The sequence below is a fragment of the Coriobacteriia bacterium genome, assembly GCA_003149935.1.
Lineage (GTDB): Bacteria > Actinomycetota > Coriobacteriia > Coriobacteriales > QAMH01 > QAMH01.
The window spans coordinates 77,200-90,355 of record QAMH01000007.1; the positions used below are offsets into that span (position 1 = coordinate 77,200).

The window sequence follows — 13,156 nt, forward strand, 5'->3', positions numbered from 1 at the left end:
GATACGACATGCCAGTTAAGCTGCTCATGGGAAACGAAGCCCTCGGGCTCGGCGCTATGCACGCGGGCGTCAACTTCGTGAGCGGGTATCCTGGCACGCCCTCGACCGAGGTGCTCGAGACCATTGCCAAGCACAACGATGGTTCCATTCATGTCGAGTGGTCTACCAACGAGAAGGCCGCTCTCGAAGCTGCCGCGGGTGCGGCCTATGCCGGCGCACGTGCCCTCGTCACGATGAAGCAGGTCGGCCTCAATGTCGCGAGCGATCCGCTCATGACGCTCTCGTACATCGGCGTCGAGGGTGGCCTCGTCATCGTCGTGGCCGATGATCCCGGCCCCATCTCGAGTCAGACCGAGCAGGACACGCGTAACTTCGCGCAATTCGCCAAGGTGCCGATCTTCGACCCGGCGAGCCCCGGCGAGGCATACGGCATGATCCAGGATGCCTTCGAGCTCTCCGAGCGCCATCATACGCCCGTCATCGTGCGCCCCACCACGCGCGTGAGCCACGCCTGCGGCACCGTCAAGACGCGTGGCGGCGTGGCCGATTGCGGGGCAGAGTTCGCAAACCCCACGCGTGATGACGACGATGCCGCTTGGGAGCGCCACGTCCCGAGCGGCTTTGTGAAGGACACGCAGCGTTGGGTCGTCTTCCCGCGCACGAGCTTTCTGAACCATGGCAAGGTCGAGAAGCGTGCGGCAGCTATTGCCGACGAACTCTCGTCCGGCTATCGCCCCAACCGTATCGAGATCTCCGGCATGTCACGTGAGGAGGCCGCGCGCACGTTCGAGGAGCGTGGCGAGTCGCGCTTCGCGCTTGGCATTGCCTGCGGTGGCATCTCGTATCATTACGTCATGGAAGCCCTCGAGATGTGCGGACTCGAGCTGCCTATCCTCAAAATCGGAACGCCCTATCCCTTCCCCGCAAAGCTTGCGACCGAATTTCTCGAGACGGTTGACGAGGTCATCTGTGTCGAGGAGCTCGACCCTGTCATCGAGCGCGAGCTCAACTTCCTCTGCGGGTTCGAGTTCTTGCCCAGCACCATCCATGGCAAGCTCGATGGCTACTTTGGCTATGCGGGCGAGCAGAGCGTCGAGGCCATCTGCGATGTGCTCGCGGAGTTTGTCGTCGGGGGTGCCAGTGGGGACGGGGGTTCTGTCACATCCATGGATGTGACAGAACCCCCGTCCCCACTGGCACCCCCCGATCTCCCTCCGCGACCTCCCGTGTTATGTGCGGGTTGCCCGCATCGCGCGAGCTTCTATGCCGTCAAACGCGCCGTGGGCAAACGCAAGGCCGTCTTCTGCGGTGACATCGGGTGCTACACGCTCGGCAATGCCGCACCGCTCGACATGGTCGACACCTGCCTGTGCATGGGCGGTGGCATCACCGTCGCGCAGGGCATCGAGACGGTTGACCCTGGCACGCTCGCGTTCGGTTTCGTGGGCGACTCGACCTTCTTTGCCAGCGGTATCACGGGTGTCGTCAATGCCGTCTACAACCAACACGATATGATCGTGTGCATACTCGACAACTCGACGACGGCCATGACCGGCCAGCAGCCGCATCCGGGTACCGGTCGCACGATGATGGGCAACGACGTGCCTGCGCTCAGCATTCCGCGCATTCTCGAAGCACTCGATGTCGAGTGCGCCATCGTCGATCCGCTTGACTTCGAGGCTGCCGTGCAGACGGTACGCGATGCCATCGACAAGACGGGCGTGCGTGTCATCATCTTCAAGTCGCCCTGCATCTATCTCGAGCCGCCACGGCATCCAGCCGTTGAGCTTGACCTCGACGCCTGCATTGACTGTCGCGTCTGCATCAAGCAGCTTGGTTGCCCTGCTCTCGTGGTCGAGGATGGCCACGTGGCCGTGGATGCATCGCTATGCTACGGTTGCGAGCTTTGCTGCAAGATATGCCCCACCGATGCGTTGCGGGAAGGGGGGACGCGATGAGTAGACGCTCCGGACTCAACTGCGTCATCTGCGGCGTGGGCGGACAGGGCAACGTGCTTGCCTCGCGTCTCATCGCGCAGGTGCTGCTTGCTCGTGACGAGCACGTGAAGACCGCAGAGACCATCGGCATGGCGCAACGTGGCGGCTCTGTGGCAAGTCACGTGCGTGGTGGTCGTCCGCAATCCCCGCTCGTACCCAAGGGCTGCGGCGACTGCCTCATCGCCTTCGAGCCTGGCGAGGCCGTGCGTTGCATCGACTATCTTGCGCCCGACGGTACCATCGTCGTGAACACGCAGGCAACCCAACCTCCGGTCGCGGCCCTGCAAGGCATCGACTACGACGGGTCCGAGGCGCTCGCATACCTACGCGCGCTGTCCGATGTCACGCTCATCGAAGTCGATGGAGCCTCCATCTGCGAGCAGGTCGGATCGTCAAAGGTGCTCAACATCGCGCTACTCGCCGCGGCTGTCAAAAGCGGTGCGCTCGGCATCACGCGTGATGAGCTCGAGGATGCCATACGCGCTCGCGTGAAGCCACGCTTTCACGACATGAACCTGCGGGCCGTCGCCCTCGTCTTTGGGGATTGAGTGGCCCCCTCTGTCATTTCGAGCGGATGAGACACATTGGACAGGTACATCTGTCTCATTGCTTCACAATGAGACAGATGTACCTGTCCAATGTGTCTCATCCGCCATCACTTCTTGTTGAGCTTCTTCACGAGACTGCTCGTCTCGCGGGCGATGCGCACCTCTTCGTCGGTGGTCACGACGCAGATCTTGATGGGGCTGTCATCAATCGAGATGATGCGATTGACGCCTATCTGGCCCGTCACGTGATTGCGGTCCTTATCGAGAATCATGCCCATGTGCGCCAGCCCGTCGAAAATGCGCTCGCGCAGCTCGGCCGAGTTCTCGCCAATGCCTGCGGTCATAACAACAGCGTCTGTTCGCGTCATCGCAGCGTAGAAGCCGCCAATGGCCTTCTGCACCCGGTACACGTACATGTCGATTGCGAGCTCTGCCTGCTCGTTGCCATCCTGCGCCGCCTCCAGCACGTCGCGCATGTCGCTAGACAGGCCCGACACGCCCAGGATGCCGCTTTCGCGGTTGAGGATGGCATCCATCTCGTCAAAGCTGATGCCCTCGCGGCGCATGATGTAGGTGATGATGGCCGGGTCGATGGAGCCAGTGCGCGTGCCCATCATGAGGCCTTCGAGCGGCGTGAAACCCATGGTGGTGTCGATGGACTTGCCATGGTTCACGGCCGTGATGGAGCCGCCATTTCCCAGGTGGCAGGTGATGAGGCCGAGGTCCTTGAGCGGACGTCCAAGAAGGGCGGCAGCCTGCTTCGCCGCATAGCGATGGCTCGTGCCGTGGGCGCCGTAGCGACGGATGCGATAATCCTCGTAGTAGCGCATAGGCAATGGATACATGTAGGCCTTCGGAGGCATCGTGGTGTGAAATGCGGTGTCGAACACGGCGACCTCCGGCGTGTCCGGCATCATCTTGCGCATCATGTCGATGCAAGCGTCTGCTGGCGGATTATGGAGCGGTGCCAACTCCTCACATGCCTCGAGCTTCGCCCGAGCGTCATCATCGATGAGCGTTGCCTTGCTGAAGTACTCGCCACCCGCGACGACGCGATTTCCGATTGCATCGATCTGGTCGAGGCTGTTGATGGGGCTTTTGGGGTCCTGCACCAATATGTCTAGTAGCTCTTTGAGGCATTCCGGTACCGTAAGGCCTGCCACGTCGTAGGAGGTCTTGGCAAAGTTGGGTGCGAACGAGACGTTCATGAACGCTTCGGGCGAGCCGACCTTTTCCGCAAGGCACCTCATGAGCGACAACTTGTTATTTGTGTCGATGAGCTGGCTTTTCAAACTAGAACTTCCGGCGTTTACGACCAGTACGAGCATTGTGTCCTCCTTGAGAGGCAGGCGTTCATTGCAGCATAATCACTGTAGTGTAGCGGAATTTGACCAGGATATGAGACAGCGTGCCAGGCACCCTGTTTCCCCACCTGTCATTTCGAGCGAAGCGAACGAAGTGAGCGGAGTCGAGAAATCTCTGACGGTCGGGATGACAACGGAGCGTACGGCGCCTCCGGATTACCGGGGGCGCCTTTTTCACGTCTGGTTTAGTGAGTGTGCGCCTCGATGTATTCGGGTGTGAGCTCGACGAGCGTGCCGTCGCCCTTGCACAGATGCGTGAAGCCAGCTTCGTAGAGCATGGTCCTGCAGTCCGTGAGGTCCATGCCACGATTTGCGCTCGTATCGGCGGCCGTGTCGCGGGGGTTGACGCCCGTTTCGGCGGTTATGAGGTTTGATCCGGCTGCGTAGCAGATGGGTGCCGGCTCGTGATGTCCAATCCACGGAAGCGGACTCACATCCACATGGGCCAGGCACTGGACGGCGCAGATGAGCGAAAGTTCGTAACTCGTGATCTCGCCCGTTCCCTCGAAGGGTGTGCCGGGAACGTTGATTCGCTTCATGACGCCCGTCTGGATGGGACTCGTGGATTTCATGAGCTCGATTTGGTCGGCAAGCACCTCGGGCGAGTGCTCCGGGCCGATGGGCTCAACAGCGTTGAGGACCTCGAGACCAGCGTCGATTGCGTTATGGATGGTTGCCATCCTCGCTTCGGGGCTGAGTTTCGTGACCTCTCCCTCGCCAAGGCGGCTGATGTGGTAGACACCCGAAATGCCGGCCTCCTTCATGCGCTCGAAGTCCGCACGCGACGTGTCGCCGACGTTGCTGTAGATGTTGGTGCAGGCGGGCGCGGTCTCGCGCACGAGCTTGATGACGCGCAGGTAATCCTCGATGTCGTAATCGGCCATCGCCATGATCCACAGGCCGTAGAGGTCCCCGTCTTGGGTGAAGCTTTTGGTGGCGGCGACAATTTCCTCGTCGCTCATCGTGAAGGCTTGCATTTGCGTGTAGTCTTCGGCAAAGGAGCAAAAGCTGCAGTTTGCGGGGCAAGGGTGGCACGAGTAGCCAATCTGCGCAAAGAGAACGGCGGCGTTGTTGGTGCGTTGGCGCATGATGCCGTCTGCGGCTCCGCGTACTGCGCATGCCTCGGCAGAATAAGGTGACAAGGCGAGAAGTTTGGCACATTCGTCCTGGGTGGGGGCGATGCCCTCCCACGCGCGATTGATGATATCGAGAACGGCAGCGGCTGGCTTATTCATTGATGCGCTCCTGTATTAGATAGATAACAATAATAGGAGTGTATCATATACGGGACAAGAAAGTGGCGCACGAACTGTTCTTGGTCGTATCCTAGATGCAGTGCAGGCTTGTTTCCCGAAATGATGGGGAGAAGATGATGGGATTTCTTCTGACACGCAAGGCATCGATGGCGGACATGGATGCTGTCATGGACTTCTACTACAACATGATCGAGGAAATGCGCGGGACGGATTTCGATATCCTCTGGCAGCATGACAAGCACCCGAGCGATGCGCTCTTGCGCGGGTCCGTGGAGCAAGGGCAGATGTTCATCGGCATCACCGATGATGGCAACATTGCCACCGCGCTCATCATCAACCATGACAGGGCTCCTGGTTATGAGTGTGTTCCCTGGGAGGTAAATGTGCCGCTTGAAGAGCTGGGCATCGTGCATTCGGTTGCAACGCGCCCCGCGTATCACGGGCATGGATATGCGTCGCTACTCATGGAGTTTGCCATCGACGTGTCGCGTGAGGAGGGGCTGCGCGCCCTGCAGCTTGATACCTTCGTTGATAACGTACGCTCCCACGGGCTCTATGACAAGCTCGGCTTTATCAACCACGGTGCATGGCCGGTCTACTATGACGATCTGGGAACCGTCGACCTCGACATGTTCGAGTACGTACTGTGACGCGACATTGCTTTGTCTCATCCTGGCGCCTTCGGGTTTCCAGGGACGTCATTCGTTCATCTATACTGGCGGCATGAAGACTAGTGGCATGAAAAAGACTGACAAAGACAGACGAACGCTCGAGGCCATCGGGCGCATCTACTGCCGGGGCAATCATGCCGATGTGAAACGGGATGCGGGTGGGATGTGTCCTGAGTGTCGCGAGGCAATCGAGCAGACGCTCGCCCGGGCTTCCTCGTGTCCTCATGGACATGAGGGCAATTGCCAAGACTGCGAGACGCATTGCCAACGCGGTGAGGCGCAGGCTCGCATCAAGGCCATCATGAAGTACGCGGCTCCTCGCATGGCGCTTCGCCATCCCATCATGACGATCGAGTATCTGCGCAAGAAGTCGCGCAGTTAGCCTCGTGGATGCAGAACGGGGAACAGGGCTCTCCGTTGCCTGCACGCGCTTGAGTTGGTGTGAGGGCCCTGCTACGATATCCCTGCTGCCTAGCTCGGTGGCGGTGGCGCGCCAAGATGCCGGGCTCTGACCAAAGGAGAATCGAACCTTGCGTTTCTAGTTGATGACCCATTACGTTTCGTGGCTCGTCGCCTTTGGAGGCGATCGTGCCGCGCTGTCATCAAGCGAGGTTCCCATGCAGATAACCCTGAACAACGTCTCCTATTCGTATCCCGGATCGACCCAGACCGTCCTCGACGGCGTGTGCACCGTTTTCCCGGTGGGGTGGACGGGCATCATCGGCAACAACGGTTGTGGCAAGAGCACGCTCGCGCGCATTGCAACGAGCATGCTAGCACCTGATAGCGGCACGGTGTCTCCGCGTGGCCTGGTCGTTGCATATTGCAAGCAGGATGCGACCATTCCTCCCGATCGGCTCGAGGACTTCGCATGCTCGTGGGAACAGGCGGCTGTGCGCCTGCGTGCCGATTTGGGCATCGACGATGACTGGCCCTGGCGCTACGACACGCTTTCGAGCGGCCAGCAAAAGCGTTTGCAGGTCGCCGTGGCGCTTTGGGAAGAGCCCGACGTGCTTGTCATGGACGAGCCGACCAACCATGTGGATGCCTTGACGCGCCACGCCGTCCTCAAGGCGCTTGCAGACTACCGGGGTGTCGGACTGCTCATTTCCCACGATCGCGAGCTTCTTGACGCTCTCGTGGGACAGTGTCTGTGCTTCGAGGGCGCACGTGTCGTGATGCGACCGGGCGGCTATACGCAGGCAAGGGAGCAGACCGCATGCGATACGAAGAGCGCGCAGCGGCAGCGGCGGGACGCCAAGCGCGAGGCGGCGCGCATCCAGGCCGAAGCCGCGCGGCGCCGCAACGAGGCGAGCAAGCCGGCCACGAAGCGAAGCGCGCGTCACCTTGACGCGAAAGACCATGATGGCAAGGGGCGCATCAAGCTGGCGGTCTACACCAGCAAAGACGGCGTTGCCGGCAAGCTCTCCTCGCGCATGGATGCACGTCTGGAGAAGGTGCGGCAAACGCTTGAAGACGTGCATGTGGACAAGCAGTACGCGGGCGATATATGGATGGATGCTGAGGCAAACCCACGCAAGGTGCTCGTGCGCATGGAGGCAGGCGAGCTGATACAGGGGGAGCACCATCTGCGCATACCGGATCTTGCGGTCGGCAACATCGAGCACATCGGCATCGCGGGAGTCAATGGCAGCGGCAAGACCACGCTGCTCACGGCGCTCATGCGAATGGTGCCGGACGATCTGAGCACGCTATTCATTCCGCAGGAAATCGAGAGCGAACAGGCGGCTGATGTCATGGCGGGGCTGCGCGACGCATCGCCCAGTGAGCGCGGACGCATTCTTTCCATCGTCGCGCAACTCAACTCCGATCCCGACCGCATTCTGGATGGCGACGAGCTTAGCCCTGGCGAGTTGCGCAAACTCATGCTCGCGCAGGGCATTTTGCGTCGCCCCGCGCTGATCGCAATGGACGAGCCAACCAACCATCTGGATATCGGCTCAATCGAGGCCCTGGAGCGCGTGCTCGTTGCCTATTCGGGAGCGCTTGTGCTCGTGAGCCATGACGAGCGCCTGCTCGAAAGGACGACGGGCATTCGCTGGCGTTTGGAGAAGGGCGATGGGAACTTTTTTGTGCTGCGCACGACGTAAGGTTTGATCTTACGCGTCGTAGACGGAGAGGTGCGCGAGGCGAATCTAAAAGGAAAGGAGCCCCAAGAGGCTCCTTCATGACGATTCCGCCATATGCTCACGTATGCACCTACGGTCGCATGAGCACCCGAGGGCGTCCATGCGGGACAATCTCCTCCTCGATGCGCTTGAAGCAATTCATGATGTCGATGTTTTGCGGGCAGGCCTCCATGCAGGCACGACATTCGATACACTCACTCGGCATCTTCTTCCCGCCGTTGAATCGCACGATGAACCCTAGCTGATAGTTGGCTTCGCAGGCGTCGCTGAAGTTAATGAAATAGTTGAGGGCGGTCATGGCGCCGGATATGCCGATATCCATCGGGCAGACTTTCGCACAGTAATCGCATCCCGTGCATGGGACGATACCGCTTTCTGCCATCGCTGTTTGCGCCCGTTCGATAGCTGCGCATTCCACGGGTGAGAGCGGCTTAAAATCAGCGAATGCACGGGCGTTGTCTTCAACCTGCGCGATCGTGTTCATTCCCGAAAGAACGGTGAAGACGCCCTCCTGATTTGCTGCAAATCGCAGCGCATCGACGGCATAGGAGCTCCCGGGCATCGCCTCGTCTAGAATTTCGCGCACAGGCACGGGAGGATCTGCCAACAGTCCGCCCTTCACCGGCTCCATAGCGACTATAGGAAGCCCGTGCTTGTTTGCCACCTCGACGCACTCCTGCTCGCGGAAGGATGGATTATTCCAATCGAGATAATTAATCTGAAGCTGCACGAGCTCTGCCTCGGGATACGCCTGAATGAACTGCTCGAGCTCCTCCGGGGTGCAGTGGGCAGAGAAGCCGATGTGCTTGGCGAGACCGCGCTCTTTGACGCTCTTCACGAACTCCCACGCATCATATTTCTCAAAAGCCGCCGTCCTGTTGCCACCAAGATTGTGCATGAGATAGACATCGAAATAATCGACACCGAGATTCGCGAGTGATTCCTGCAGTTGCTTTTCGAGATCATCAGCGCTGTTGCAATGCGTCCATGCAACACATTTGTCAGCGATGAAAAACGAGTCCCGCGGATGACGCTCCACGAGCGCCTTGCGCAATGCCGCTTCGCTATTGGGATAGGCCCAGGCGGTGTCAAAGTAGTTGCCACCATGCTCCATGTACACGTCAACAAGTTGTGAGGTCAGCTCGATGTCGATAGTATCGGTTTCGCGTCCCTCGAAGCGCATGCATCCAAAGCCGAGCTTGCTGATCTTGCTGGTATCAAAGGCCATGATGTCTCCTTACTAAAACAGGCTCTCGCCAATGTACTTGTCATGGGGCATTATGAGACAGCGCTCAATGGGCTTCCAGAAGCTTTCGTACAGGGCTTTCTGAGCTAGCCCGTAGTTTTCCTTCGAGTCAAACTCCCAGACGAGCATATACTTCACGCTCTTCACGACACGCGTGAGTTCGATGGGTGGCAGGCCATCGCGAATCTGCTCCATGTCGACACGATATCCACGTTTGATGAGGCGCAACGACAAAAGGCCCGGCTGTTGTTCGAGAAGCTCCTTTGCTTCCAACATGAGTGTTTCGAATTCCTCGACTTTCTGTGGCTTCACCTGATATATGCACACTTCTGCAAATGACATCGCTGCTCCTCTTTCAGGTTCCGAAATCCGCCGCGTGCTCGGCGATGAATGCGTTGGCATCCGCAAGGTTCACATGGCAGTAGCCAAAAGGGTTCTTGCCGAGGTAATCCTGGTGATATCCCTCGGCTGGATAGAAGTTCAGGAGCGGTGCTGCCTCCACGCGTGGTTGCTTGCCGGTGTTGCGCGCAAGCTCTGTGAGCAATGATTCCGCTGCACGCCCGTCATCCGGATCCGTCCAATAGATGCCGGTGCGGTATTGCGTGCCCACGTCATTGCCCTGGCGGTTGAGTGAAAATGGATTGATGGTGCGCAAGTAGGCCTGCAAGAGCAGCGGCGGCGAGATTACATCAGGGTCATAGGTGACCTTCACGGCTTCGGCCGCGTTTGTCGCGCCCGTGCACACGTCCTCGTAGCTCGGATTCTTGATGTTCGCGTTTACGTAGCCGACCTCGGTATCGATGATTCCGGGGAGCTTCTTCAGATACGCCTCGGTGCCCCAGAAGCACCCGCCGGCAAGGTATATTTCACGTGTGTCCATGATGCCTCACTAGCGAAATATCTCGTCGTGATTCCCCGTACGTTGAAAATACGCGACATCATCGCGAACCGCCCACACGAGCAGCCAATCGCCTGCATTGCAGACATGGCATTCGTTGGAACCATCCCATGCACCGCCGAGCGTGTGCATGTCATGTCGACGAATGAGCTCTTCGCGTGACTCGACCGTGTTTTCGAGGATGAGCTTGATAACCGGCCGCAGGACGCTCGTATCGACGTGCTTCTTTTGCAGCCTCTTGATATCTCGCAGCATGGCAGGCGCAAAATCAGAATCCAGCATAGGCTATATCCCCAATGCCTCGAATAGCTCTTCAGCTGTCTTGAAGCGACCGCCCTTGCCGCTTGCAATCATCTCGTTCGTCTCGCGGATGGCCTCGAGGCTCTCCTCGTTAGGCTCTTCCTCGCAAAGGTCAAGCGGAATGCGCCTCGTGCGCGCAATCTGCGCCCAAAGGGCACGAGTGACACTTGCCAGATCGAGGCCGTAGAACTTGGCAACCTCCGCCGCCTCGTTCTTGATGTTTTCGTCTACGCGTATCGCATATGTCGTACTCATGATGTCCTCACTTCATGTTTACATTTGTTATACATATAATAACATTTGCAAACATCCGAAACAATCACGCGAACGTCCAAAGGCGGGTCGTGAGATAATGCGCTGCAAGGATCAACCCGTCGCTGAAGGGCATTTCATGACACAACTCATCGACTTGCAGTGTGTGGACGGTGGCACGGCGCAGGCCCCGGTGCTCGATGTGGCGGATGTCGTCGCGCTTGAGCAGCGTATCGCGCAAGATGGCACCTCGCTTTTGGAGCTCATGACATGCGCGGGAACCTCTCTTGCTCGCGCGGTCGAAGCGCACGCTGTGCCCGACGCTGCGGTTGTCGTCCTTGTGGGTTCGGGCAACAACGGCGGCGATGGGTGGGTGGCCGCCCGTGCGCTTGCCGCGGCAGGCCGCAACGTGACGCTCGTTAGCAAGACCGTTCCCGAAGAGCTAACGGCGGAGCCGGCCCGTACGGCTGCGCTCGAGTCTGCATCTACCGGCAGCTTTGACCTTGCCATTGCCCCGTCGGACGCGGAGCTGGCATGGCTGCTCGACAACGCCGACGTCATCGTCGACGCTATTCTCGGCACGGGTTTTGCCCACGACCAGGTGCGTGAGCCCTATGCCACGTGGATTCGCCTGGCAAACGAGGCGCATCGCAAGCACGGTACGCGCATCGTCGCAGCCGATTGTCCCAGTGGTCTGAATGCGCAGACCGGCGCAACCGCCAGCGACTGCGTCATGGCCGACGAGACCGTTACGATGATTGTGCCCAAGACCGGGCTTCTGGAGTCGCAAGCGCGTCCATACGTGGGCACGCTCCTGCTCGCCCCGCTCATCTCGATTGAGGAGTATTTCGATGACCTGCTTTGATGACGTCCACGGCAAACTGGGCTTTGGCCTCATGCGCCTGCCGAAAATCGATGGCGAGATCGACATCCCGCAATTCGGCGACATGGTCGATGCCTTCCTCGGTGCCGGCTTCAACTACTTCGACACGGCCTGGGCCTATCCGGGAAGCGAGGAGGCCACGCGCAAGGCTCTGGTCGAGCGCTATCCGCGCGATGCGTTCCTGCTCGCCACCAAAGCCGCCCCCTGGTTCAAATGCAAGAACGCCCAGGAAGCGTACGTCCAGCTCGAGACCTCGCTCGAGCGCACGGGCGCTGGCTACATCGACTACTATCTCATGCACAACCTGGGAAGCGTGCGCACGGAAGCGTTCGACCGCTTTGACATGTGGGAGTTCGCGCGGCGCAAGCGCGAGGAGGGCGTCATTCGCCATCTCGGGCTTTCCATTCACGACAGCGCCGATGCGCTCGACACCGTGTTGAGCGAGCATCCCGAAGTCGAGTTCGTGCAGCTTCAGGTGAATTACCTCGACTGGGACAACCCGGTGCACCAGAGCCGCGCATGCCTCGAGGTCGCGCGCAAGTACGGTAAGCCCGTCGTGGTCATGGAACCGCTGCGCGGTGGGTTGCTGGCCAATCCGCCCGAATCCGTACGTCGCGTCTTCGAGCAGACCGATCCATCGAGTTCGTGCGCGTCGTGGGCTCTGCGCTTTGCCGCCAGTCAGCCCGATGTGGCTGTCGTGCTTTCGGGCATGAGCGACCTTGCGCAGATGGAAGCCAACATCCGCACCATGCGGGATTTCGAGTGCATGGGCGCCGATGAGGCAGCGGTAATTGCACGTGCGCAGGACGAGTTCGCGAAGTTCGACCTCATACCCTGCACCGGATGCGATTACTGTGCGAAGACATGCCCGGCCAACATCGGCATCTCGGGCGCGTTGCTCGCGCTCAACGCGTACACGATGTTCGGCAGCTACAAGAACGAATGGATCGTCGGTGGCGAGCGCAAGAACAAGCGCAAGCCGAGCGAATGCCTGCAATGTGGTGCCTGCGAGAAGGTGTGCCCGCAGCAAATCCCCATCGTGGCCGATCTCAAACGCGCAGTCGAGCTACTTGGTTTGTAGATGACGAGGCGCTTTCGCCCGCCTTACTGGAACGCGATGCTGCTGAGTGATTGCTCCACGCTTGGCGTGAGCTCGTCAACCTTGCCCTCAGCAAATGCCAGGATTTCGTCCTTTGTGAGGAAGCCCTCGTGCTTGGCAATGAGCTCTCCGTTATCGACGAGAACGAACGAGGGGGTCTCGGAGATGCCGTAGACATCGCCCTTTGTCCACATGACCTCGGCATTTGCGTGATAGACCTCGACGCCGTGCTCCCTGATGGCAGGTGCCATCTCGTCAAGCAGCGGAGCTTCGCGCTGGCAGTGGGGGCACCAGGTTACGAAGAACTCGACCATAACGCGGCCGGGAGCATTGTTGACCTTTTGCTCCCAGGTCTCCTCGTCTTTTATCTCCATGATTACATCGCTATCGAATACATCTTGCATGGCGAATCGCCTCTTTCCGATGATGCGGCGCTTGTCTGCGCCTGCTAACTTCCATGGTAGCACCAGCCAGCACCGATGATGTCGTCAA

The 13,156-nt window shown here is 59.4% G+C and carries 15 protein-coding genes; 7 read left to right on the plus strand and 8 right to left on the minus strand.

Features of this window, described 5'->3' with window-relative positions; all coding sequences use genetic code 11:
- The first annotated feature begins 8 nt into the window (after positions 1 to 8).
- Both iorA and DBY20_06255 read left to right on the plus strand, forming a co-directional pair.
- Positions 9 to 1,958: an indolepyruvate ferredoxin oxidoreductase subunit alpha gene (gene iorA, locus DBY20_06250; protein ID PWL78460.1), complete on the plus strand. Its 1,950-nt coding sequence runs from the start codon at positions 9 to 11 to the stop codon at positions 1,956 to 1,958.
- A complete protein-coding gene (locus DBY20_06255) occupies positions 1,955 to 2,545 on the plus strand; it encodes a pyruvate ferredoxin oxidoreductase (protein ID PWL78461.1) in 591 nt (196 codons plus the stop codon). Before iorA ends, DBY20_06255 begins: the two co-directional genes overlap by 4 nt.
- Positions 2,546 to 2,652: 107 nt before the next feature.
- On the opposite strand, the gene DBY20_06260 is transcribed toward DBY20_06255, so the two are convergent.
- Both DBY20_06260 and DBY20_06265 read right to left on the minus strand, forming a co-directional pair.
- Positions 2,653 to 3,873 (minus strand): acetate kinase, encoded by a 1,221-nt coding sequence (locus DBY20_06260; protein ID PWL78462.1) that lies wholly within the window; start codon positions 3,871 to 3,873, stop codon positions 2,653 to 2,655.
- 221 nt (positions 3,874 to 4,094) lie between these two features.
- Positions 4,095 to 5,144, minus strand: coding sequence for a hypothetical protein (locus tag DBY20_06265; GenBank protein PWL78463.1), 1,050 nt, complete (start codon positions 5,142 to 5,144; stop codon positions 4,095 to 4,097).
- Between the two features lie 95 nt (positions 5,145 to 5,239).
- Between DBY20_06265 and DBY20_06270 the strand changes: the two genes are divergently transcribed.
- From DBY20_06270 to DBY20_06280, 3 genes are all read left to right on the plus strand, one after another.
- On the plus strand, positions 5,240 to 5,815 hold the full coding sequence (locus DBY20_06270) for an N-acetyltransferase (protein ID PWL78464.1): 576 nt from the start codon (positions 5,240 to 5,242) through the stop codon (positions 5,813 to 5,815).
- Positions 5,721 to 6,218, plus strand: a complete 498-nt coding sequence (locus tag DBY20_06275; protein PWL78465.1) for a hypothetical protein — start codon at positions 5,721 to 5,723, stop codon at positions 6,216 to 6,218. The genes DBY20_06270 and DBY20_06275 overlap by 95 nt, the downstream gene beginning before the upstream one ends.
- 235 nt (positions 6,219 to 6,453) lie before the next feature.
- Positions 6,454 to 7,947, plus strand: coding sequence for an ABC transporter ATP-binding protein (locus tag DBY20_06280; protein PWL78591.1), 1,494 nt, complete (start codon positions 6,454 to 6,456; stop codon positions 7,945 to 7,947).
- Between the two features lie 109 nt (positions 7,948 to 8,056).
- Here DBY20_06280 and DBY20_06285 read toward each other — a convergent pair whose 3' ends face one another.
- The 5 genes from DBY20_06285 to DBY20_06305 are packed head-to-tail and all read right to left on the minus strand — an operon-like array spanning position 8,057 to position 10,685.
- The gene (locus DBY20_06285) at positions 8,057 to 9,214 is read right to left on the minus strand and encodes a Fe-S oxidoreductase (protein PWL78466.1); all 1,158 of its coding nucleotides are present in this window, start codon (positions 9,212 to 9,214) and stop codon (positions 8,057 to 8,059) included.
- 12 nt (positions 9,215 to 9,226) lie between these two features.
- The gene (locus DBY20_06290) at positions 9,227 to 9,574 is read right to left on the minus strand and encodes a hypothetical protein (protein PWL78467.1); all 348 of its coding nucleotides are present in this window, start codon (positions 9,572 to 9,574) and stop codon (positions 9,227 to 9,229) included.
- A 13-nt stretch (positions 9,575 to 9,587) separates the two neighbouring features.
- Positions 9,588 to 10,112 carry a peptide-methionine (S)-S-oxide reductase gene (gene msrA / locus DBY20_06295; protein PWL78468.1) on the minus strand — a complete coding sequence of 175 codons (525 nt, stop codon included), beginning with the start codon at positions 10,110 to 10,112 and terminating at the stop codon, positions 9,588 to 9,590.
- A 9-nt stretch (positions 10,113 to 10,121) separates the two neighbouring features.
- Positions 10,122 to 10,412 carry a type II toxin-antitoxin system YafQ family toxin gene (locus tag DBY20_06300; GenBank protein PWL78469.1) on the minus strand — a complete coding sequence of 97 codons (291 nt, stop codon included), beginning with the start codon at positions 10,410 to 10,412 and terminating at the stop codon, positions 10,122 to 10,124.
- 3 nt (positions 10,413 to 10,415) lie between these two features.
- On the minus strand, positions 10,416 to 10,685 hold the full coding sequence (locus DBY20_06305; GenBank protein PWL78470.1) for a type II toxin-antitoxin system antitoxin, RelB/DinJ family: 270 nt from the start codon (positions 10,683 to 10,685) through the stop codon (positions 10,416 to 10,418).
- Here DBY20_06305 and DBY20_06310 point away from each other — a divergent pair.
- A complete protein-coding gene (locus DBY20_06310; GenBank protein PWL78471.1) occupies positions 10,648 to 11,547 on the plus strand; it encodes an NAD(P)H-hydrate epimerase in 900 nt (299 codons plus the stop codon). The genes DBY20_06305 and DBY20_06310 overlap by 38 nt on opposite strands.
- Complete coding sequence (locus DBY20_06315) at positions 11,534 to 12,646, plus strand: Fe-S oxidoreductase (GenBank protein PWL78472.1); 1,113 nt, start codon at positions 11,534 to 11,536, stop codon at positions 12,644 to 12,646. The genes DBY20_06310 and DBY20_06315 overlap by 14 nt, the downstream gene beginning before the upstream one ends.
- A gap of 23 nt (positions 12,647 to 12,669) precedes the next feature.
- On the opposite strand, the gene DBY20_06320 is transcribed toward DBY20_06315, so the two are convergent.
- A complete protein-coding gene (locus DBY20_06320; protein PWL78473.1) occupies positions 12,670 to 13,068 on the minus strand; it encodes a hypothetical protein in 399 nt (132 codons plus the stop codon).
- Between the last annotated feature and the right edge of the window lie 88 nt (positions 13,069 to 13,156).